We start from the raw sequence: 21,823 nt of genomic DNA on the forward strand, positions 1-21,823 counted from the left end.
AAACGATTTCATTAACGTTTTGTTGTTCAGTTTTCAAGGTTCATTTCAATCGTTATGTCTATTTCTCGACAACTTTTATATTGTATCACTTCATTAAAAAAATATCAACAACCTTATTAAATTTATGCTAGAGATATTATTTAACTGACAGTTACCGAATTTATCAAATAAACAAAAAGAATTAACTTCTTTATGTGTATGATATTTTTTTGATACGTCTTAGTGACTTTTAACAATATATCACCATATCATTCCAATTGCAAGCGATTTGAGCAAAAAAATTATTGGAGTACTGTCAATACCCCAATGCAAAGGATGCCTGGTATCCCCAAAATTGTTATCGTTAGTGCGGAAAACAAATTGACAGGAACAACAATATCATATCCGTCTACAATAATGTGAGCTATGTACAATAACGCAAAGGAACAAGCAAGCTTAAACCAAAGAATAGCCAACTTTTCAAAAATCACTCCAAACCCTACTTTTTTACCTATTACTAAAATTAAAAAAAGTAGCGCACATACAACACCTATTGTTATGTATGTTGTCAATCATATCTCCCCTTTAGAAAACCTATTCATAGGAGGATATGCTCTAGTGGCTACCCTTAGTATGATTATTTAATTAATATTTTTCGAATTCTTGCTTCTTTAAATAAATAGAAATGAATACTTTCCGCGATTTTCCGATGGGCGATTACCTCTAAATCATAATCGTCCACAAGTTCTTCAATCACTTTGGCATTGTTCCAGTCATCTTTTGTCTCTTTAATAAGATTGACCAGCTTTTCATCAAATTCCCTCTTCAGTTTCCCTCTACGACTAAATATCACACTACTCCACTCACCTTATACTAATATCACGGGACAACAACACCTAGATCAATTATTTGTCCAGAACAAACTATGTGCGAAAACATGTTATTAAAACTAATACAAAAGAGTGGATAAACACATACAACAAACTCATTGTTGAAAGCTTTATAAAAGTGAAGAAGAATTATTATAATTCACGGCGTCCTTCTAATGCTTTTGATAAGGTAACTTCATCCGCATACTCTAAATCGCCGCCCACCGGCAAACCATGGGCAATCCGTGTTGTGCGAATTCCGGACGGTTTTACAAGACGTGATATATACATGGCTGTTGCCTCACCTTCAATTGTCGGGTTTGTCGCCAGTATTAACTCTTGTATCCGTTCATCTTGCAGACGCGTAATTAGCGATGCTACATTAATATCTTCCGGTCCTACTCCATCCATCGGCGAGATGGCACCATGCAAGACATGGTAGAGTCCTTGATAGTCGCGCATTTTCTCCATTGCAATCACATCTTTAGGGTCCTGAACAACACAAATCGTTGATATGTCACGCTGTTTATCAGAACAAATTTGACAAGGGTCTACATCTGTAATATGCCCACACACAGAGCAATACATTAAATTTCTTTTTGCATCAATCAATGCCTTAGCGAAGGTTGATACCGTATCTTCTTTCATGGTTAAAACGAAAAATGCCAGTCGAGCCGCAGTTTTCGGGCCGATACCTGGCAATTTCATAAAGCTATCGATTAGCTTTGATATTGGTTCAGGGTAATACATTTATGTTCCTCCTAAAATGGAAGGTTTAATCCTTGAGTGAATTTACCCATTGTTGATGAAGTCGTTTCTTCTACTTTCTTTAACGCCTCATTTGTAGCCACAACAATTAAGTCTTCTAACATTTCCACATCTTCTGGATCCACTACAGATGGATCTAATTTTACACCAAGCACTTCACGTTGACCGTTTAGCGTGATTGTTACCATACCGCCTCCAGCAGCACCTTCAAACTCTTTTGCATTCAGCTCTTCTTGAGCTTGCATCATTTCCTTTTGCATTTTTTGCATTTTCTTCATCATGCCTTGCATATTTCCCATACCGCGCATTTTATTATTCCTCCTAATAGTGTTATAAGTTTTTTAGATTACACAGTAAAGTGCACAAATTGCCCACTTTTCTTGCATACAATAAGGTCTTAAAATTAATCATCAACTACCTCAACAAAATCTTTACCAAACATTTTCTCCGCTTCTACAATCAATGGATCTTCCGAAGCAATTTCTTGTGCATCATCAATGAATGGCTCCTCAAATTCATCACTGCCTATATCCGCTCCATCATCCGAAGTTTCCTTCTTCTGGTTGAGACCGTTCTCTTTAATAAAGTTTTGACGCAGTGCCATCCAGTCATTTTCAGGAATACACAGTACTTCATACATGGTTCCTGTCGATTGAGATAAACTTTGAGCGAAAAGGCTTGTAAACTCCCTATTTTCGGCAACCATTCGACAATGTATATCATACTTGAATTTTATCACAAATGCACTACTTGAAGCAGCAACAGGTTCTGCTTCCGCCAATAGGGCAGCTTGCGATTTTTGGAGCTGGGCCAAAGACTGTGCCCAGGCATTTTTTATGTTATGAATATCTTGTTTTGTGGCACCTTTCAGTACTTCACGAATACGTCCTATAGGTGCGTTGAAATTATTTGACTTAGCCCGGGGACGTGCTGCTTCTTTCTGCTGGGTACCGCTATTTCCTTGTACCTTGACGCCATTTTGGAGCTGCACTGTTAGCTGTTGCACTATTCTTTCAAGATTCGCTACCTTTTCACTCATGGCAGGATCGACTGCCGTACTCGCTGCTTGGGCACTTATAGCACTATTATTCGGAACATGCACCATTTTCAGAAGCGCCGTTTCCAAGTAGATTTTTGTATGATGTGAGAAGCGCATTTCTTGCTGTGTTTTAGATAGTATATCGATATAGCCATAAAGTGTATCGGCACTAAATTCATGCGCCAATTGAATAAACTTGTCCTCGGGAGTTACAAGCTCCAACAATTCCGTTAAATCACTGCTTGTTTGCAACAATAATAGGTCTCGGAAGAATGTAATTAAATCCTCCGCCAAGCGCAGCGGATCCTTCCCATCGGCAATCAGTTCCTCAATGGAAGTTAAGACTTTGGCTATTTCTTTCGCTTTTAGTGATTCTATTACCTCATAGAAGATATCTTGACTGATGGAACCACTTACGAGTAAAGCATTTTCCAATGTCACCATTTCGCCGCTGAATGATACAACTTGATCTAATAAACTTAAAGCATCACGCATCCCGCCAGCCGCTGCTTGCGCAATCACCTTCAAAGCCTGCTCCTCATATGGCAAATCAATATCTTCCAATACGACTTTCATTCGTTCCAATATATCGTTTGAGGATAACCGTTTGAAATCAAACCGTTGACAGCGTGAAATAATTGTTGCGGGTAACTTATGAGGCTCTGTTGTTGCCAAAATAAATACCGCATGTGGAGGGGGTTCTTCCAATGTTTTTAGTAGGGCATTAAAAGCGCTTGTTGAAAGCATATGCACCTCGTCGATAATGTACACTTTAAAACGTGCATTTGCAGGTGCGAACCTTACCTTTTCAATGATGTCACGCATTTCCTCCACACGTGAATTGGAGGCAGCATCAAATTCAATTACATCCGGATGGGAACCTTCCGTAATGCTCAAGCAAGTTGGACATTCATTACAAGGCTCACCGGACGGGGCTTTTTCACAGTTTAATGCTTTCGCGAAAATTTTGGCCGTACTTGTTTTCCCAGTTCCCCGCGGACCTGAAAAAAGGTAAGCATGTGTTGTTTTATTTGCTAACAAAGCATTTTGAAGGGTTCTTTTTACGTGTGTTTGCCCAGACATTTCACGAAAACTTTGCGGCCTGTACACACGGTAAAATGCTTGATAAGTCAACTTTTGTCACCCCTTCTACTTCCCTTTAGTCTATTAGCTATATTATATCATAGCGTTCTTCCCTTTTCCCATCCAACGGTTAAATTGCCATTCAATTGTTTAAAATCGAGCTAAATTTAAGGAGCTGCCTCCATATGAAAGCAGCCCCTAATTTTGTATTTACTCACATAAATTATTTACTTTTTCTTCATTTCCTTAAGCAACTGCGAAACATTTGTCTCACCAGGAGTTTTTTGTTCATTCGATATCTTTTTCGTCCGCCCGACAGTTTGCAGGAAGCCCCATCCAAATCTCCGTACTGTAATATCAATGAAAAATAGCAGCATACTTGCGAAGGCAAGCCACAGAGTAATGCTTTGTCTTTCTGCACCCTTCATTGCAAATTCGCGAAATGCTTGCTCAGGCTCCTCAAGAATGGCGCCCCCAGTTTGCTCCGTCAATTGTGTTAATAAGGTTGCATTAGGGGGATGAAGTTCATATTCTTTGCTATAAGGTATTGTTTGGCCAGCTTGATAGATCGTGCCATCCCCACTTGTAATTCGGAAGAATACCAGACCTGGATCCGCCTCAACCAAAGCACGTACTTTACTTGCCGAGATTGGCTCCAAATGTGTTTCCAGCTCTTCTCCAAATTCATTTACTATCGCTATATCCAAAAAGGCAGCCTGATTGGTTGGGTCTGTAATGACAAAAGACCCTTGCGCGTCCAATTGAATATCATAGGCTATCTCATTGTAGTTTGGCAGCATTCTTGAAATAGCGGTTTGCCAGAAGTTGGGCCACTCTCCCCAGCGCGCCCAGTCGCCCGTCCACGCCCCTGTAGAATCCGAGGTAAAGGCAATTGTTCGACCCAATCCGTACTGCCATTCAGCCAATACGGGATCCTCCTTCTCACTTTCTGCAACTACCATGGCTGTTTGCTTTGCTGTTGTCCCGATATAAGCATTCATTTGTGGAACTCCCGCTTCAAAGAGCGCATTCCATCCTTCCGCGTTATAAATAATCGGATAGAAAGGATTATCTTCAATATAAGTCCTCGATATCATGGCTGTTTCCCTTGAAAGTATTGAGGGAATGGTTGTTTCATCGAGCACGCTATAGAACCGTCCACTTCCCCATTCGCTCAAATCCTCCAATAAAGAAGCATCCGCATCGGCCCCAATGGCTACAGTGGATAAAGTAATATTACTTTCATTTCCGGCCTCTATCAAATCCTCATAACTGTTTGCAGTATAAGATTGACCATCCGTAAGTAAAATTATATGTTTACGTTGCAACTGTAGATCCGCCAAGTTCTCATATGCCATCTCCAGCGAAGAATAAATTTCCGTCCCGCCGCCTGGTGGAATGGATAGCACCGTATTTACCGCCTTTTCTTTATCTGTTAAAGGAGCAGTTTCGATAATTTCCCACGGTCGGTCATCAAAAGCAATAAAGTTGAGAGTATCCCCTTCACGCAATAATTCTATAGAACGTGCAGCGGCTTCTTTCGCCAATTCGATTTTGGGACCCATCATACTGCCTGACCGATCAAGTACAATAGCCAATCCAAGGGAAGGTAATTGTTGTTTTCCCTTCACTTCCATCTCAACAGGTAAAAGTGCTTCGATCGGTGTTTTAAAGTATCCTCCGAGTCCGAAGCTGTTTTCACCGCCGACCATCATAAAACCGACACCAAAATTTTTTACAGCTTGCTCGATTACCGCCATTTTGTCCTCGCCAACGAGATGTCCTGGAATATTATCAAAAATTATAGCATTGTAATGCAAAAAGCTTGATAATGAGCTCGGCAATTCACCGGAGGACTTCACATCATAATGCACCGAATTCTCTCCAATTGCTGCCGCAATGGACGACCCCTCTTCCCGGTCACTGACAATCAAAATCCTTGGCGTACTTTGCACCATCGTGACACTTGTTAGTTTATTATTTTCTAGTATGGCATCCTCCCCAACTTGAATGAGGGCCTCATATTTCACCAATCCTTCTGCTGCCCCGCTATGTCGATGGGTAAATACATTTGTCCCTTCTTCAAGTTGGACCTCTTCCTGATAGATGAGTTGATCATTTTCATATAATAATAGTTCTGCTGGTGTGGCAGTTGTTGATTCAATTTCCGTTACTAGTTGTTGTTGCTCTCCTGCATAGGCTACTTGTGGCGTTGTAAAACTTTGAACCGATACATCCCCCGCTATATTTCGACCCAGCGACACAACATCGATTGAAACATTCGAGTCAGTCAGCTTTGTTAGTTGCTCCGCTGCTTCACCTTTTGTTTCCAGACCATCTGTCAACAGGACAATACGGGTAGCTTTCTTTAAGTCTACAATGCCTGTAGCCAATTGGATTGCCTGGGCAATATTGGTTTCACCTCTATTTGCCATTTCACCTAGCTCGGGAAGATGCTCTAATGTATCAGTTAACATCGACTCTGTTTGGAGGTTGGATGCAAAGGAGTATACCCCCACAAGATGTGTATCTTTCTTCGATTGCAAACTTTCTTCTATAAAGGATACTGCTCGTTCTTCTACTCCTTCCAACGAAGCAGAACGATCAATCAAGAACACGACCTGTTCCTCTTTTACCGGCATCAAAAGGTAAGGAGAACAAATCGCAAATACTAAGAGGACAACTGCAACAATTCTTATACCGAAAACAATTTGCTGATTCCTCTTTAAATGTTTTCGAGGTTGCCACCAGGTCCAAAGAAAATACCCCATTAAAGGGATGAGCATCAATAGTGCAAGTGGGTGATCAATTCGCAAATCCACGTCTTCTTTGCACCTCCCACTCTAGTACAAGTAATAAAAGAATCGGTATGAGTAACCATTGTATAAATGGTTTCTTGGATGTTTCTTGTTCCGCAACATTTTGAATAGTCCCTATTTCGAAGCTGGTTCCTTCTTGAATAGTGCGTTCCCCACTAGAGAGCTGAACGATCAATTGTTTCTCCTCTTCCTGCGTTCTTGCGGTATATACGCCCGGAACAGTGGGAGCCCTAAACTCACTACCCCCTTCTACAGTGGAAATATATTCGTCCTCACTGGAATAGATTGACCATTCCCCCGGGGCTAGTGAAACAGCTCGGCTTTCATTTGGAGAGAAAGAACCCAGGTTTTGTGTTCCTTCCATTAATTCGTTTTGAATCCCCCACAGCAGCAGAGGAAAAGAAGGATGGAGCGGCCAATCCGTCGATTGAATGTCGGCCAAAATCACGATATCGCCTCTTTGTGATCGTTGCACAAATGGTTTTCCTGCAATTGTTGCAATTGTTGTGAAATGATCAAAAGCAGGGTAAATGGAACTGACGTAGATATCTTCCAATGAGCTAAATGCAAATAATGAATCTTGAGAAACATCTACAAGAGCGTTAACTTCCACCGCTTCTACATCATCCCGTCCAATTAATACTATCGGTGATGCAGATTTTTCGAGAAGCACCTTTTGATTTGTCACGACTATTGCCTCCTCCATAGTTATCAACTGTTCAGAAGGGACAATTTTCACATCTGCATTTAAAGCTTGGAACCCTTTTTGCACGAGCTGGTGCATTTTCTGATCAATGACGATTTCCGATGTTCCGCTTCCTATCAAAGTTACCATTGTATTATCAATTTCATAGTCATCATCAACTTGAATCGTTGCAGTTAGTACTTTCCCCACAGGCAAATCCTCGAAGATTTTTGACCAATCTTCGCCACCTTGCAGCGTAATCTCTTCTTGAACAATTTGTTTATTTTCACCATCCAATAAAGAAAGCTGAACCGCTAGCGCACTTTCTGATTCATTTTTCAACTGAAGAAGAGCCAATGTTTTACCTTCCAATGCGGTTGCTGCCAAACGGGTAATTGCCACATTATCAAGTTCTTTACTCGCACCCTTTACGACCCAAGTGATATTTTCACTTTCGATTGGTAGTTCTTCGCGTTCAACAGAATCAGTAAATAAGTAAATGGAGGTTGCCTTTTCTCCTATAAATGCTTGCGCCATATCAAATGCTTTCGACAGTTGTTCCGATTCATAGGCTATTTCCAGCTCTTCAATCGCATTATGTATGGAGGATTCTCGTGTTTCTTGTCGAACGATGGTTTTCGGCTCAGCTCCTGTAGTGATAATTGTCACCGGCCGCCCATTTAAATCCGATGCCAAAGACTTCATTTCTTCTTTATGTTGATCAAAAGTTGTACTATCCTCATTTTTAGCGAGCATACTAGCCGATGTATCCACAATCCAAATTGACTGCTCTCCCGCAACTTCTGTTGTCTTCATAAATGGATTCATGAGAGCAAGTACAAATAAAATAAGGGCTAATAGCTGCAGATAAAGCAGTGCATTTTTTTGCAAGTGCTTTAAATAAGGAGAGGCTTTTGTTTCTTGCATAACCTCATTCCAAAAGAGGGTCGACGAGACAGGCTGGTCCTTATATTTTTTTCGAAAGAAATAATATAGAAGGACGATGACCGGTATGAATGCTGTCCATAAAAAGATTAAGTTAGTAAATCCCAAATAGCATCACCTCACTGTACCCAATGCATCTTAAGTAGTTTATGAAAAATGGCGTTCTGTAAGCCATCCTCCACAATAAGCTGGATCTTACGAATCCCAAAACGATTTGCCAAAGCATCGAACTCTGTTTCGTGTAAACTTCTTGATTTTGCATAGCTATCCAGCACACGTTTTGAAACAGATACATTTACATCCCTTACGGTTTCGGCATCAATCAAGCGGATATCTCCTGTATAAGTTGGTTTTAATTCCTCTTCCGTCAGGATCTGAATACAGCGAATATCCCCTGCAAAACGTGGTAATCTTTTAAAAAGTTGTTCCCATTCTGAAATCGGTTCAAGTCCATCTGTAATGATAAATAAAACGGTACTATCCTTTGGCAATACCTTGATACCTTCTTGCGCAAAATGACCTACCCCGTTTGCTTCCTCCAAATTCGTCAAGATCTGCAATAGATGTTTTTTGTAGGTTGCTCCCTTTCTTCTGAACGGAAGCACACTCTGTTCTCCAACGTAAGAAAAGGACAGCCGATCATCTCGGTTAAGAACCATGAGTCCAATTGCCGAGGCAATTTGTCTTGCAAACTCCCACTTTTTTTCTTCACCCATTGATCGAGTGGCGTCCAATAAAATATGAACACGCATCTCTTGTTCATCCAAAAAACGTTTAATATAGTATTTCTCCGTCCGTGCATACACATTCCAATCAACTTGTCTCACATCATCTCCCAGAGAGTATTCTCGAAAATCCGAAAAATCGAGGGATGCACCGAATCTCTGGGAACGATTGCCCCCCTTATGTTGGCCACGTACCTTTGAGGAAGTCGCTATGGATAAACGGCTTATTTTTTTTACCCATTCATCCGGCAACACCAATTTTTGATTACTCATAGACCCACGCCTTGCTGTATCGAAGTTAATATACCTTCAATCAAATCATCCGCCGTCTTGCCCTCTGCTTCTCCTTCATAATTCATCATCATTCGATGGCGGAGAGCTGGTTTGGCGACCGACTTAATATCTCCGATGGATACATGAAAACGCCCCTGCATGACAGCACGGGATTTTGCTAACTTAACAATACTTTGCAACCCCCGTGGACCACTCCCGTACATTGCAAATTGCCGAACATCCGGCAAGGCCAACTCTCCTTGTGGGTGGGTGGCGACAACTAAATTCACCGCATACTCCATCATCTCATCCGCTACCAAAACTTCCTTTACCATTTGCTGCGCCAAAATAAGCCTGTCACTATTCATAACTTTTTCTAATTCAACTTCCTCCGCACCCGTTGTACGCTTCATAATTTCCATCAGCTCTTTTTTGGATGGGTAGGGCACCAAAATTTTGCATAAAAATCGGTCCATCTGCGCTTCCGGTAATGGATAGGTCCCTTCCATTTCAATTGGGTTTTGTGTAGCTAAAACAAAGAAAGGCTTTGCCATTTTCTTTGTATCACCTAAAATCGTAACAGTTTTTTCACCCATTGCTTCAAGTAAGGCACTTTGCGTTTTAGGTGTTGCACGGTTTATTTCATCCGCCAATACCATCTGGCTAAAAAGTGGACCCGGTTGGAAGACGAATTGCTGTTTGCCGTTTTCTGTGCGTTCGATTATATTCGTCCCTGTAATGTCAGTAGGCATTAAATCCGGCGTGAATTGAATACGGGAAAAGGATAAATCCAGCACTTCCGAAATTGTCCGGATTAGCATTGTCTTCCCAAGCCCTGGCAAACCTTCTAACAAGGCATGCCCATCGGCTAATATGGAGTACAATGTAAATTCGATTGCTTCTTCTTGCCCAACGATAAATTTCCCTATTTCCGCTTTTACATTTTGTAGTTCCTGGCTAATTTCGCTATATTGCTGTTCGCTAAAGGCCATTCTCTCATCTCCTTTATTCCGACTCTATGGAAGAAAAATACGATTGTACAATATCTTGCAAATCCTTTGGCAGCTGCATTCTATCCGAGCTTTCTAAGTAGCTGTCTTTATAGTCACCTATGACTTCTTCATAGGGTTGAATCGTTCCTTTTGTAACCGGAACAGATCCTTTCTGCTCCCCAACAGCTGTTCCTTCACTTAGTGAACCACCATCAACCGTTGTTTCACTGCTACCTCCCGCTCGGTTTGGAATGGACAGTAAATCGCGTCCGCCCTGACCTAAGCCAGCTCCGTTTGATCCGCTTCCTGATCCATTTCCGCCATTTCCACTTCCACTTCCACCACTTCCCTTGCCAGTACCAGTGCCGGAACCGTTACCCGAGCTATTTCCTTGACCTTGGCCTTGACCATTTTGGCTTGAGGCATTGTTTCCTTGGCTTTGTTGGCCAGAGCCCTCGTTACTCCCTTGCGACTCACCTTGTTCACCGCTTTGTTGGCCATCCCCTTCACTGGACGATTCGCTTTGTTCATCATTTGAGTTATTATTTTCTGTTGATTCCGTGCCGAGTTCGCTGGCGATTGCATTTTGCAAATCGAAGCTAATTGGTTTCCCGAGCTTGCTTAAAGCCGTTTGAGTATTATTCGCGGTATTAGCCAGCTCTTTTTGCAGTTCCATTAGTTGTTCCAATTGCTTTTGCTCTTCGGCCGTTAAGCCATCCAAACCTTCGCCGCTCTCCTGCTTCGCTAACTCTTGCTTTTCTTTTAACTTTTGTTCTTGAAGTTTTAGTTCCTTTTGTTTTTTTACTACTTCCCGCAATGCTTCCTCAGAGGTATCTAATTCGGTTAGTTTATTTTGCAATTCCTGTAATTGTTTTTTCGTTTCTTTAATTCCGGATTTCTTCTCAAGCTCCGCTACTTTTTTTTCGAGGTCCTTTATAACTTCCTTCTCTTCTTCAATAATGAGGGCTTGTTGTTGTGTTGCAGAAGGAAAAATAGATAGCGCCCCCATAGCGATTAAAACCACGACAATTCCAACCAAAACTTTAGGTTTCCAAAGAGTTTTATCCCGCTTCTTAAATTGTTCGAAAGCCACCGGTGTTTCTTTCATTGCTTTTTGCAAGATGGAACCTACTAACGGATTGGATTCATCCCCCAAAGAAAGAGCCGTGACAAGCTCATTATGAGGGTAGAAGCTATCTAGCCGATGCAACGCTTCCTTTTTACGAACCCTGTTCCAAAAAATATATAAAACGGTCGCCATGAGAGCAGCGCTTCCGACAAAGATTGCGGCATCCCGGTAAAATGGAAAAACAAATAATCGGGATACTAGAAGAATCGCCGAACTTAGAAAGAACGCCAAAAGTAATCCATATTGCAACCTAGGAAGCGAATGCTCTACATTTAAACTTCTCTTCGCCCGGCGGATAAATTGTTCCAATGATTGACGACGATTCATCTCCTATTCCTCCTTATCTGTTCGTTTTCATATTCGCACGTAATTTTCGGATGGCAATAAATAAACAAAATGCAGTTATTAGCACGTAGAAGATTAAATAGCTCACCCAAACCGGGATAGAAACTCCGACTACCGACTCTAGACTTGATGCCATTTCAGGATAAAGAATGGTGATCATCAATGCCCCCGGGTTAATGCTTGCCCAAAAGTATGAAATGGGTGAGAAAGGTGTTGCATTTGGCTGAGGTGTTCCTGAGTACATGAACATTTGCTCCATGGAAAGCCCGACGAAAAATAGGAATGCGGTAATGCCTCCTAAAAAAATCATCGCTCCATAAGTGGCAATCATCGAGACAATCGTTTTTTTTGTAATTGTCGAGAACATAATCCCGATACTCCCGATGGCAATTAATGTAACCAAATAAAATAAGAAGATTGTAATCAACTGTGAAGGCGAGACACCTCCAAACAAAAAGACAAGACTATATAAAGGCAAACCTGCCAATAGCATCAACACTAGAAATGCCACCGACGATAAAAGCTTCCCTATAATAATTTGAGAGGAACTTTGAGTTGTCGTCAGTAAAATATTCAATGTCTGTTTTTCCCGTTCTGTACTAATTGCTCCTGCAGTTAACCCAGGGGTAATGAACATCACAAGCCCCATTTGGATTACACTTAAACCTGCAAACATCGTAAAGCTATCGCTTGGTTTAAAAAAGCCAGTACCTGAAAATTGCGTGTAAATTAGTAAAAAACCCGTAACAAAAAGACACAGAACCGCTAAATAAAACATTAATCCTGAAAAGCTTTTAAAAGAGCGGAATCGTAATTTTAACTCTTTTAGCAAAACTGGGTTTGAAAAGCGTTCCATCATTTATCATCCGCTCCCTTCGTTATCGCCATAAAGACATCTTCTAAATCCTTTTCCTCTTCCGTTAATGAAAAGATAGGGATATCCGCTAGTAGTGCCTTCCGTAAAAGATTTACTTGATCCATTGTTTTTCCGCGGTAATTAAAAGCAATTTCACTTTTCCCATGTGTTACTTCAATCGAGCTAACAAACGGATCTTCTTCAAAGAAGGCACGTGCTAGTTCGAGATCATCCATCACTTTCACAATGATGCGTTTTTCACTCTGCAGTTGATCTTGGATTTGAGCCACATTGCCATGGGCGATCAATTTCCCATTATCGATTACACCAATTTCATCGCACATTTCTGCAAGCTCCGGTAAAATATGCGATGAAATTAAAATTGTTTTCCCCATCGATTTCAAATGCTTTAAAATATCTCTCATCTCTACTCTCGCACGGGGATCCAATCCTGATGCCGGCTCATCCAGTATCAATACTTTGGGATCATGGATAAGCGAACGAGCTAAGCAAAGTCGTTGCTTCATTCCACGCGATAAAAGATCCACATATTCATAGCGCTTTTCCGAGAGATTCACGAGCTCCAGTAATTGCGGGATTAGTACCCGTCGTTCTGCTGCAGGCAGCCCATAGCTAGCCCCGTAAAAGTCCAAGTATTCATCTGCCTTTAACTGATCATAGACCCCGAAAAAATCCGGCATATAGCCAATTTGCTTGCGTACTTCCTTCGGTTCGCGTACAACACTTTTCCCATTGATTAGTGCGTCCCCGGCCGTTGGTGAAAGGAGTGTGGAAAGTATAGAAAAAGTAGTAGATTTTCCGGCACCGTTCGCTCCTACAAATCCAAATACAACACCTTCATCAAGTGATAAAGTTAGATTATCCAGTGCGGTAAAGGAACCATATTTTTTCGTTAATCCTTGTATATCTACCATCATTACTGCGCCACCCCTTTTATTTCAACATCCGGCATTTTAACAGGTGACCCCACATCATCCGTTATCCGCACAAGGATTTTCAATTGACCTTCCGATGATATATATTGGTCCAATTTCGTTGTGTAACTTGCATCCTTCTCCTCTATATCTTCATATTGAGATGTAGTTCCATTCCAAATAGCAAGCGACATACGATCTGATGAATTATTGGAAATCGAGACCCCGGTCCAAGATGTGTCTTCCAAAAGCTCATCAGGTACCCACACATTGAATTCATACTCCCCTTTATCCAAATACCACTCATTGGTTGCATCATTTATTAATTCCATATAGCCCGAACCACTCGATTGATCTAGAGAAACTTCTAAGGATTCCTTATCCAAAGTGAATTCACCTGATAATTCAATTGACGGCTCGAAGCTTTGACCAATATAGGCTACCGGCGACATTTTTGCATTCCCATCCAATTCAATCCCAACCAGTGCCTCGTTTGTCCATGCTGTAATAATAGGCAATCGTTCATTTTCTGTGAGTGCCCCAACCCCATACTTTAGTTTCTCTAAGCGCACCGGCATTAGATCATCCTTGGATTGTGCTTGTGAATAATTATAATTTGAAAAAGATGGTGCAAGTAAAATGGAATTTTTAACCTCTTCCGAAACTTCCAGTGTACCGTCAGCTTCGATGTCTCCTAATTCAATCTCGCGAGTTCCGGACCATATTGCCACATCATTTAATTTGAATGGGAAATTGTTCGTAATGCTTCCCTCCACTTTTCCATCTTTAACTGATAATTGGATATCCATATTCCCTGCATTGTTTATTTTCGATTCGCCAACAATTGATTGGACAGACCAGTAATTCAAGTTTCTTAGATTAATCGTGGAACCATTTGCATGCTCTTTCACATACGATTTTTCATGGAGCACACTTTCTGATGGACTTCCATAAAAATTTGAATTTCTAGAAGCGACGGCTGTCGTATTTTCGTCCGTCGTGAACATAAAGTCTCCTCCACGGTTTGTTAGGATGGACTCCACGTAACTACCAACCAGGTTTTCACCTTCTACTTTATAAAAAGCGGACTGTTGGATTTGGGATTGCAGCAAGCGGTCTTTCGCCCCAAATATGAACATGCAAAGTGAAAGTCCAATCGATAAGACCGGAATCACCCACCATGCATGTTCCCGTCTATCCATTCTTTTAAGAACAAAATAAAGTAATGGCCCCACCAATAAGATATAAACAATAATTGTTATCACGAGCAATGTTGTTGATACTTCAAACGAAGGGAAGAGCTCATTGACACTTCCAACTTCCGTGGGAAGATAATCATTGATACCGCCGTAGTACATTCCAAATGAATTGTTTTGTCTTGGATTTTGCAAGTTTAATATGGGAGCAATTAATTTTACATAGCCATCCATTCCTGCCAGTGGTTGATCACCTAAAGAGAAGGTCGTTTGTATGATTTGCCCACTTCCTAAGGCCATACTCGATGCCAGGATGGAATCCCCATCAGCAAGCAAGCGCGTACTTCCCTCTTTTTCCTGGGCTTTATAAATCTCAATATTTTGTGTGAATATTCCCTCATTCGACAATGACTCCAGGCTTTCTTTTGAGATAGCGACCCTTTCGTTAGTAAGGGTTAATGGTAAATGATCTTCAAAAGGTCCTGCAGATACTTCCACCTGATCGGAAGCACCCATTAGAAGTGTTCCGCCATTTTCTACCCATTTATATATCGCTTGTTGCTGCTTTTCAGAAAAATCGGCAAGACTGATTTCATCTACCGCTATAACATCCGCCATCGCCAATCCTTTTGTTTCAGATGGAAATTCAAATCCTTTCAACTGATTTACATGGAAAACTTCAACATTAAAAGTTGAAAATTGCCTTAAACGTTGAAAGGCGGATAATCGGTCACTATTTTCTGTCAACGTATAGATAAAAGTTGCTTCCTGTTCATGAAATTGTGGACGCACCACTTTTGTTCCTGTGAATTCAATAGGCTTTCCTTCCTCAATACCGCCTTCATAAAAAGTAAATAGGTTTGCCTGTTGAGTGCCACTATACAAATAGTCATCCGATAGTCCGTTCAAATACAATTGAATCGTTTTTGTTTCTCCTTCTGCAATATCTACCGGATACACCAATCCAGAACCTACAGAGTGAGATTCAGCTGCATCTATGACTAAATCCCCGGAAAAGTGCGAGCCATTATTAGTAACAGTCACTTTCATCGGTAGTGGCGAGTAGTATTTAACTTTATTGGATATCCCCGCTTCTGCATTGACTTCTAATTTAGGCGCTGCGCTTGCACTGTTTATATGTAGAAAACTAAAAATAAATAATAATAACAGTATTACTGGCATTATTCTTTTTCTCAAAACTTAACCCCCTTTTTCCTCTTTAATTGGTACGTTCATTTTACATTTAAGTTCCAGTATTACCAAAATATTAATAAATTTTCAGATTTCGTTCGTACTGTTCGCATTCGTTTAAAATCATTATCCTTAACTATTCAGATAAACCCACTATGAGGAATGCGGGGGGTTTTGCAAAGAATTCCTTTCTGAAAGATAAAAATTATCTGTTGCAAACAAAAATACCTGCACAAAAAAAAAGACAAAACCAACTGTTAAAGTTGATTTTGTCTTTATAAGTGCCTACATGGCTTAATATGTATAATCAAGCCGTGCACCTTTCTTCGACAGCCGTACATAAGCGTTACTCTTGTCGCCAGCTCAGGTTAGGCTACCCCGCGGCACATGGATGAAGCCACTTAATGCTGCTTCCTTCCGGACCTGACATGGTTCGTGGGTATCCATTGCGCAGGACCCAACCTTCAACGCTACGTGCAAGAGGCAGACCAAACATAAGGACAGCCTCAGAAAAGGACTTCAGTCTCGCTAGAGCGGATTGCGAGTTACAGGGCACCGCTACCTCCCCACCTAGCACGGCATAAATTAGTATACTTTATACCAAGGGGTGATTGCAATGTTTTGTTCTGGTTATTTTGGAAAACTGTGTTTTTCTATTGAAATGCGTCTAACTCATATATTCTAAATTGTCGATTTGCTAGTTTAAAGAAGATTTAGGATGCCATATTAAGAAAAATAAATACTATTTATTCTCTCTAAAAAATTGAATAAAACTATTGACCAAGGTTATAATACATGATATATTATTTCTTGTCGATACAGTTCGACATATTTAATACGGAGGCATACCCAAGTCTGGCTGAAGGGATCGGTCTTGAAAACCGACAGGCGGGTTAAACCGCGCGTGGGTTCAAATCCTACTGCCTCCGCCATTTTTTAATTTCATATTACTACTACGTAACCGTTTCTTGTGAAATCGGTTTTTTTTTATTTGACTTATGAAGTTTATTTCCTTCATAAGTCTTTTTTGATTATATATGGCTAATACCAAAGCATTTTAGCATGTACCCCGGTTTGACCGAATCAAAATAATTTCATTTCCAGTCACTTCATAAATTAGTTGTTGGTATAGCCGACGACTCTTACAGATGTTTGCACGCCCTCAGAGAAATTCTGCCTAAACGTAAAATTAACTTACATTTATTTTGAAAGAAAAAAACTTTCAACATGAATCGTTGAAAGTCTTCTCCCCTTTTTCATATATAGTTGTTCTCTCTTCATTTCTGAAGGAAATCCATTATGTTAGGCTTTTTGAGTGTTGTCCACTTCTTCATTCGGGTTAAATTGGCCTTCCCATTTAGCAACTACAAGTGCTGCCAATGAATTCCCTACTACATTTACCGCAGTACGGCCCATATCCAGGATACGGTCAATACCTACAATAAACATTAGGCCTTCTGCAGGTAATCCCATTGTTCCGAATGTAGCTAATAATACAACGAATGATACGCCTGGTACACCGGCCATACCTTTTGATGTAATCATCAAGACAAGCATTAACATGATTTGTTGACCAATACTCAAGTGTATACCATACATTTGTGCAACAAATAATGAAGCAATTGCTTGATATAATACCGAGCCATCCAAGTTAAATGAATAACCTGTCGGAATTACAAAAGTTGAAATATGCTTCGGTGCACCCACTTGTTGCATTTTGTCCATAATTCTAGGAAGAACTGTTTCCGAGCTTGACGTAGAGAATGCCAAAATTAACTCTTCTTTAATAACTTTAATTAATTTAAAGATACTGTACCCAATTATTTTGGCCATAATTCCCAATATGACAAGAACAAAGAAAATCATTGTTCCATAAACTGTCAGCGCTAGTTTAGCAAGAGGAATTAATGATGCAAACCCGTATTTGGAGATTGTTACACCAATTAGAGCGAAAACACCAATTGGAGCATACTTCATAAATAAGTTTGTTACATAGAACATAGCATGTGATATACCTTCAAAGAAGTTTAATGCTGTTTTTCCTCTTTCGCCAATCGCTGCAATTCCTAGACCCAACACGACTGCAAAGAAAATAATCGCCAGCATATCGCCTTCAACCAATGCCTGAATAGGATTTGTTGGCACAATATGTAGAACTGTATCGACAATTGACTTTCCTTCTTGTTCATGTGAAGTATCAATATAACCAGAAATGTCCGTTTGGTTTAAATTGTTCATATTTAGACCAGAACCTGGTTGGAATATATTGGCTGATATTAGTCCTATTGCAATTGCAATTAATGTCATACCAATGAAATAGATTAATGACTTACCACCCAGTTTACCAACAGATTTCAAGTCGCCGACACCTGCTATTGCAACAATGATACTGGAAAGTACAATTGGTACAACAATCAGTTTAATTAATCGAAGGAAAAGATCCCCGAATGGCTGTAAAACACTTTGTGCCGTTTCGCTTCCGTAGAAGATTCCACCGACAATAATCCCTAAAATAAGACCAATAAAGATTTGTGTTGCTAAACTTAACTTAAACTTCATTAATTACCCCACCTTCTTGATGACTTTCAATTTTATTACTTTGGTAAGGGAAACATGTATATGAATGAATCCTATCAATCTAATTAACTCAAAGACAGCTCGTCCTATTGAATAACTAAATCCCTTCATATCGCTTCCTTTAAACGCTTACGAGGTTAGCTTTCGGGTTGGGACTTCGGAAACATTAAGCCCCTTCTGTTTCAGAATTCACCCATAACGGAAATATCCGTATAATAAATTTGGGTCCCCCGCTCCTAAAACGGATTAAGCGGAAAATTACTAAGTAAATTTTATCATTATTATACTCGAAAAGTAAATAAATGATTATTTCCAGCGTTTTTATGCAAATAAGATAAAAGAGATAACTATTAAATTACTTTAAAGTAGTTGGATGGTTGACTAACACTTTCATCCTGCTTTGGTTTTTTCGTTCCTCTCATATACGTTATGTTCTATTCGGGTCTTCACCCGACTACCAAGCATTTTCAAGACAGTCCGTAGTTCTATAGATTAAGGAAATAACCTTAATACTTTTATTTTGCCAAAACCTTATCCAGGTAAGCCCGGATAGATGATGCACCTCCGGATAGCGCTTCCGATTCTCTCAGCTCATCATTTTGCATTTTGGCTTCTGCGGCATTAATTACTTGTTCGACATCTTTGTTGGGCACAACCACAACACCATCCATATCTCCAATTATATAGTCGCCGGGCTGGATTGCTACACCCCCAATGGCAATCGGCACACCTACAGTACCTCCCCCATTCTTGAAACCTGCTGCTACAGTAGTACCTAAGGAGAAAACAGGGAAATTTAAGGCCCGAACTGCTTCAATATCACGAATTACACCATTTACAACCAATCCTTGTACCCCTAGACCTTTTGCAAGAGAAATAACAAAGTCCCCCGCTACTGCCCGATTCATATTTCCTTTTGCATCAATCACGATAACATCGCCTTCTTGTGCTTTACTGATCGCTTCGAGTACAGCTCCATTCTCCCCATCCGGCAACCTTACTGTAAGTGCTCGTCCAGCGATTTTAAAATGATTACTAAGTGGTTTGATGCTTCCATCAATATTTGTATGACCACCTGTTGCATCCGAAATTGCCGTGGTAGGTATACCGAGCAACCTTTGTTGGATTGTTCTTGTTTCCATTTCAATATCCTCCGTTCTTAATAGTTATTCAAATATTATATCAATTCCGATAATATAAGAATAATAGTCCAAACTAAATAGTAAATTTTTATTAATTAAATTTAAGCTGACCCATTAATATGTGGACATTTGGGTAAGATGTGAAAGAACGATCTTCTAAAAAAATATTTATATATACATAATGACAATTAGGAGTGATCTGTATGCAATTGAATCGCTTAGTCATGCAATATCAGGGGAAGAATGGGAAGCCCGGATACAGGATGGCTACATTTGATATTGATGTTATTGCCAAGTCAACCGGAGGACTTGCCCCAACAATTTTATATTTCCATGACAATCAAGATGTCACGGATGACATCCGTTCCCTCAGATTTGGTGTAGATTCACCTTATACCTATATCGATGATTACGAACAGTTTCAAAACATGCTCTATAAAAAAGAGCAGCAAGCACTTACTACTTTATACGATACAATTAGTATTCGTCCCAAAAATATGTCCACTTCCAAACAGGTATTATGGAGCTTCGGTGTTTTGCTATTAATGACCATTCCATTGCTCGTAGCAATCATTCTGCGGTAATTCCCCAAAAAACCCCTGTAGGATAATTTTACAGGGGAGTCCGCTTTATTCTTCTCTTTTTCCTTCTACTACTACATCATCCGCACTGATATTTTCGCCAAAAGCGGGCTTTAATGTTTCATCATATGCTTTATGGAAGAACTGTTCTCCTCCTAAAGCTTCCAATTCCGTGTTCAGCCATTCTAGCAGTTCGGTATTCCCTTTTTGAACGGCTGGGGCAATATAATCTAAATCCCCTAATGAGGATAGTGCCACGGTAAAGTCAGGATTTTCATTTGCCCAGCCAAATAATAATGCATTATCTTGGGCCATTGCATCTCCACGCCCATCTTTTAATGCCTCAAAAGCTTCTGTGTTTTGATCATATTTTACAAGTTCGATTTCAGGGTGATTCTTCATGAAATACGTTTCCGCCGTAGTTCCTTTCGTTACGATCACTTTCTTGCCTTCCAATTGCCCTACAGATTCGATTGGAGCTGTATTTGGCGAAACTACACCAATGGCTACCTTCATATATGGATTAGCAAAATCCACTTGTTCCTGACGTTCCGGTGTTACTGTAAAATTAGCTAAAACTACATCTACTTTGTCGGACTTCAGTAAATCGACACGGGCTTGCGCTTCTGTCAGCACATATTCCACTTTTGATTCATCACCAAGTAAATCCTTTGCAAGACGTTTAGCAAGTACCACATCATAGCCTTGATTTTCACCATTTGAATCCACGTACCCGAATGGTGGTTTATCACTAAACACGGCAACACGCAATGTTCCGCGTTCTTTAATTTCATCAATAGCCGATGCGGTTTCTTCAGAATTACCTGATGCATTATCAGCTGTTCCCGAATCTGTATCACTGTTTCCACATGCAGCTAAAACAATCGCTGTAAGTGCAGCCAAGAATGATAATATTATTCTTTTTTTCATACCGTTATCCCCCTAAAATTGTAATATATTTAGAAATTGCTGAGCCCGCTCGGTTTGAGGATCTGAGAAAAATCGTTCCGCTGGGGCATGCTCATGAATATTTCCTTTATCCATAAAAATCACTTCATCCGCAACGAGTCTTGCAAAGTTCATCTCGTGGGTGACGATCAGCATGGTCATCCCTTGATCTGCCAACTGCGCGATTACATCCAATACTTCACGGACCATCTCTGGATCAAGCGATGCGGTTACTTCATCAAATAGCATGATATCCGGATTGATACATAAGGCTCTGACAATTGCAATCCGTTGTTTTTGACCACCGGATAACTGTCTTGGATAATCATTTGCCCTATCAGCCAAGCCAACACGTTCCAAAAGTTCCCTTGCTTGAGCCTCCACTTCTTGACGTGGACGTTTTTGTACTTTCAAAGGAGATAAGAGGATATTTTCCATAACAGTCAAATTCGGAAACAAATCATAACTTTGGAATACCATGCCGATACGTTGGCGTACATTTCGCCAATCCGTGGATTTACTAATCAGGCTCTCACTTTCCAGCAATATATCTCCGCCTTGTACTTCTTCCAACCCATTAAGGCATCGCAAGAATGTACTCTTTCCGCAACCCGATGGCCCTAAAATGGCAATTACTTTTCCTTTTTCAACTACCAAGTCAATCCCATTTAGTACAGGTTTATCGCCATAAGTTTTTACAAGCTTTTTCACTTGCAGAATTGGAACTTGTTCACTCACTATTTAAC

General features: G+C 40.4%; 18 protein-coding genes, 1 tRNA gene, 1 other RNA gene and 1 riboswitch. Of the genes, 2 read left to right on the forward strand and 18 right to left on the reverse strand.

Annotated elements, in window-relative coordinates; all coding sequences use genetic code 11:
* Positions 1–281: 281 nt before the first annotated feature.
* The 14 genes from CD33_RS01480 to ffs form a co-directional block, all read right to left on the reverse strand.
* Complete coding sequence (locus tag CD33_RS01480) at positions 282–551, reverse strand: pro-sigmaK processing inhibitor BofA family protein (protein ID WP_052129887.1); 270 nt, start codon at positions 549–551, stop codon at positions 282–284.
* Between the two features lie 65 nt (positions 552–616).
* A complete protein-coding gene (locus CD33_RS01485) occupies positions 617–832 on the reverse strand; it encodes a YaaL family protein (protein WP_036197487.1) in 216 nt (71 codons plus the stop codon).
* Positions 833–1,001: 169 nt separating this feature from the next.
* Positions 1,002–1,598 (reverse strand): recombination mediator RecR, encoded by a 597-nt coding sequence (recR, locus tag CD33_RS01490; protein ID WP_036197489.1) that lies wholly within the window; start codon positions 1,596–1,598, stop codon positions 1,002–1,004.
* Positions 1,599–1,609: 11 nt separating this feature from the next.
* Positions 1,610–1,924: a YbaB/EbfC family nucleoid-associated protein gene (locus tag CD33_RS01495; RefSeq protein ID WP_036197490.1), complete on the reverse strand. Its 315-nt coding sequence runs from the start codon at positions 1,922–1,924 to the stop codon at positions 1,610–1,612.
* A 95-nt stretch (positions 1,925–2,019) separates the two neighbouring features.
* Entirely contained in the window at positions 2,020–3,789 is a 1,770-nt protein-coding gene (gene dnaX, locus CD33_RS01500) for a DNA polymerase III subunit gamma/tau (RefSeq protein WP_036197491.1), read from the reverse strand.
* 176 nt (positions 3,790–3,965) lie between these two features.
* Positions 3,966–6,560 (reverse strand): VWA domain-containing protein, encoded by a 2,595-nt coding sequence (locus CD33_RS01505; RefSeq protein WP_036197493.1) that lies wholly within the window; start codon positions 6,558–6,560, stop codon positions 3,966–3,968.
* Positions 6,544–8,295, reverse strand: coding sequence for a vWA domain-containing protein (locus CD33_RS01510; protein WP_036197494.1), 1,752 nt, complete (start codon positions 8,293–8,295; stop codon positions 6,544–6,546). Before CD33_RS01510 ends, CD33_RS01505 begins: the two co-directional genes overlap by 17 nt.
* A gap of 11 nt (positions 8,296–8,306) precedes the next feature.
* Positions 8,307–9,185, reverse strand: a complete 879-nt coding sequence (locus CD33_RS01515) for a DUF58 domain-containing protein (RefSeq protein ID WP_036197496.1) — start codon at positions 9,183–9,185, stop codon at positions 8,307–8,309.
* Positions 9,182–10,177, reverse strand: coding sequence for an AAA family ATPase (locus CD33_RS01520; RefSeq protein WP_036197498.1), 996 nt, complete (start codon positions 10,175–10,177; stop codon positions 9,182–9,184). Before CD33_RS01520 ends, CD33_RS01515 begins: the two co-directional genes overlap by 4 nt.
* Positions 10,178–10,190: 13 nt before the next feature.
* Complete coding sequence (locus tag CD33_RS01525) at positions 10,191–11,633, reverse strand: DUF8809 domain-containing protein (protein ID WP_036197501.1); 1,443 nt, start codon at positions 11,631–11,633, stop codon at positions 10,191–10,193.
* A gap of 13 nt (positions 11,634–11,646) precedes the next feature.
* Positions 11,647–12,510 carry an ABC transporter permease gene (locus tag CD33_RS01530; protein WP_036197503.1) on the reverse strand — a complete coding sequence of 288 codons (864 nt, stop codon included), beginning with the start codon at positions 12,508–12,510 and terminating at the stop codon, positions 11,647–11,649.
* On the reverse strand, positions 12,507–13,442 hold the full coding sequence (locus CD33_RS01535) for an ABC transporter ATP-binding protein (protein WP_036197543.1): 936 nt from the start codon (positions 13,440–13,442) through the stop codon (positions 12,507–12,509). Before CD33_RS01535 ends, CD33_RS01530 begins: the two co-directional genes overlap by 4 nt.
* Positions 13,443–13,444: 2 nt before the next feature.
* Positions 13,445–15,835, reverse strand: coding sequence for a DUF8725 domain-containing protein (locus tag CD33_RS01540; protein ID WP_052129888.1), 2,391 nt, complete (start codon positions 15,833–15,835; stop codon positions 13,445–13,447).
* Positions 15,836–16,141: 306 nt separating this feature from the next.
* An RNA gene (ffs, locus tag CD33_RS01545) (signal recognition particle sRNA large type) lies at positions 16,142–16,408 on the reverse strand.
* A gap of 260 nt (positions 16,409–16,668) precedes the next feature.
* Between ffs and CD33_RS01550 the strand changes: the two genes are divergently transcribed.
* Positions 16,669–16,761 (forward strand) — tRNA-Ser (locus CD33_RS01550).
* A gap of 370 nt (positions 16,762–17,131) precedes the next feature.
* On the opposite strand, the gene CD33_RS01555 is transcribed toward CD33_RS01550, so the two are convergent.
* Together CD33_RS01555 and CD33_RS01560 are read right to left on the reverse strand one after the other, a co-directional pair.
* Positions 17,132–18,388 (reverse strand): cation:dicarboxylate symporter family transporter, encoded by a 1,257-nt coding sequence (locus CD33_RS01555; protein ID WP_036197506.1) that lies wholly within the window; start codon positions 18,386–18,388, stop codon positions 17,132–17,134.
* 129 nt (positions 18,389–18,517) lie between these two features.
* Positions 18,518–18,669: riboswitch (cyclic di-AMP (ydaO/yuaA leader) on the reverse strand.
* A 252-nt stretch (positions 18,670–18,921) separates the two neighbouring features.
* Positions 18,922–19,548: an RraA family protein gene (locus CD33_RS01560; protein WP_052129890.1), complete on the reverse strand. Its 627-nt coding sequence runs from the start codon at positions 19,546–19,548 to the stop codon at positions 18,922–18,924.
* Between the two features lie 203 nt (positions 19,549–19,751).
* Here CD33_RS01560 and CD33_RS01565 point away from each other — a divergent pair, with 203 nt between their 5' ends.
* Entirely contained in the window at positions 19,752–20,132 is a 381-nt protein-coding gene (locus CD33_RS01565; protein WP_052129891.1) for a hypothetical protein, read from the forward strand.
* A gap of 45 nt (positions 20,133–20,177) precedes the next feature.
* On the opposite strand, the gene CD33_RS01570 is transcribed toward CD33_RS01565, so the two are convergent.
* The gene (locus tag CD33_RS01570; protein ID WP_036197507.1) at positions 20,178–21,059 is read right to left on the reverse strand and encodes a cysteine ABC transporter substrate-binding protein; all 882 of its coding nucleotides are present in this window, start codon (positions 21,057–21,059) and stop codon (positions 20,178–20,180) included.
* Between the two features lie 12 nt (positions 21,060–21,071).
* A complete protein-coding gene (locus CD33_RS01575; RefSeq protein ID WP_036197509.1) occupies positions 21,072–21,815 on the reverse strand; it encodes an amino acid ABC transporter ATP-binding protein in 744 nt (247 codons plus the stop codon).
* Positions 21,816–21,823: the final 8 nt, after the last annotated feature.

Origin of the sequence: Ureibacillus sinduriensis BLB-1 = JCM 15800 (assembly GCF_000772955.1) — a bacterium.
Lineage (GTDB): Bacteria > Bacillota > Bacilli > Bacillales_A > Planococcaceae > Ureibacillus > Ureibacillus sinduriensis.

Coding starts and splice junctions, on each gene's coding strand:
- recR (WP_036197489.1), bottom strand. CDS start 1,598: ATGTATTACCCTGAACCAATATCAAAGCTAATCGATAGCTTTATGAAA.
- CD33_RS01495 (WP_036197490.1), bottom strand. CDS start 1,924: ATGCGCGGTATGGGAAATATGCAAGGCATGATGAAGAAAATGCAAAAA.
- CD33_RS01515 (WP_036197496.1), bottom strand. CDS start 9,185: ATGAGTAATCAAAAATTGGTGTTGCCGGATGAATGGGTAAAAAAAATA.
- CD33_RS01520 (WP_036197498.1), bottom strand. CDS start 10,177: ATGGCCTTTAGCGAACAGCAATATAGCGAAATTAGCCAGGAACTACAA.
- CD33_RS01525 (WP_036197501.1), bottom strand. CDS start 11,633: ATGAATCGTCGTCAATCATTGGAACAATTTATCCGCCGGGCGAAGAGA.
- CD33_RS01530 (WP_036197503.1), bottom strand. CDS start 12,510: ATGATGGAACGCTTTTCAAACCCAGTTTTGCTAAAAGAGTTAAAATTA.
- CD33_RS01535 (WP_036197543.1), bottom strand. CDS start 13,442: ATGGTAGATATACAAGGATTAACGAAAAAATATGGTTCCTTTACCGCA.
- CD33_RS01555 (WP_036197506.1), bottom strand. CDS start 18,388: ATGAAGTTTAAGTTAAGTTTAGCAACACAAATCTTTATTGGTCTTATT.
- CD33_RS01560 (WP_052129890.1), bottom strand. CDS start 19,548: ATGGAAACAAGAACAATCCAACAAAGGTTGCTCGGTATACCTACCACG.
- CD33_RS01565 (WP_052129891.1), top strand. CDS start 19,752: ATGCAATTGAATCGCTTAGTCATGCAATATCAGGGGAAGAATGGGAAG.
- CD33_RS01570 (WP_036197507.1), bottom strand. CDS start 21,059: ATGAAAAAAAGAATAATATTATCATTCTTGGCTGCACTTACAGCGATT.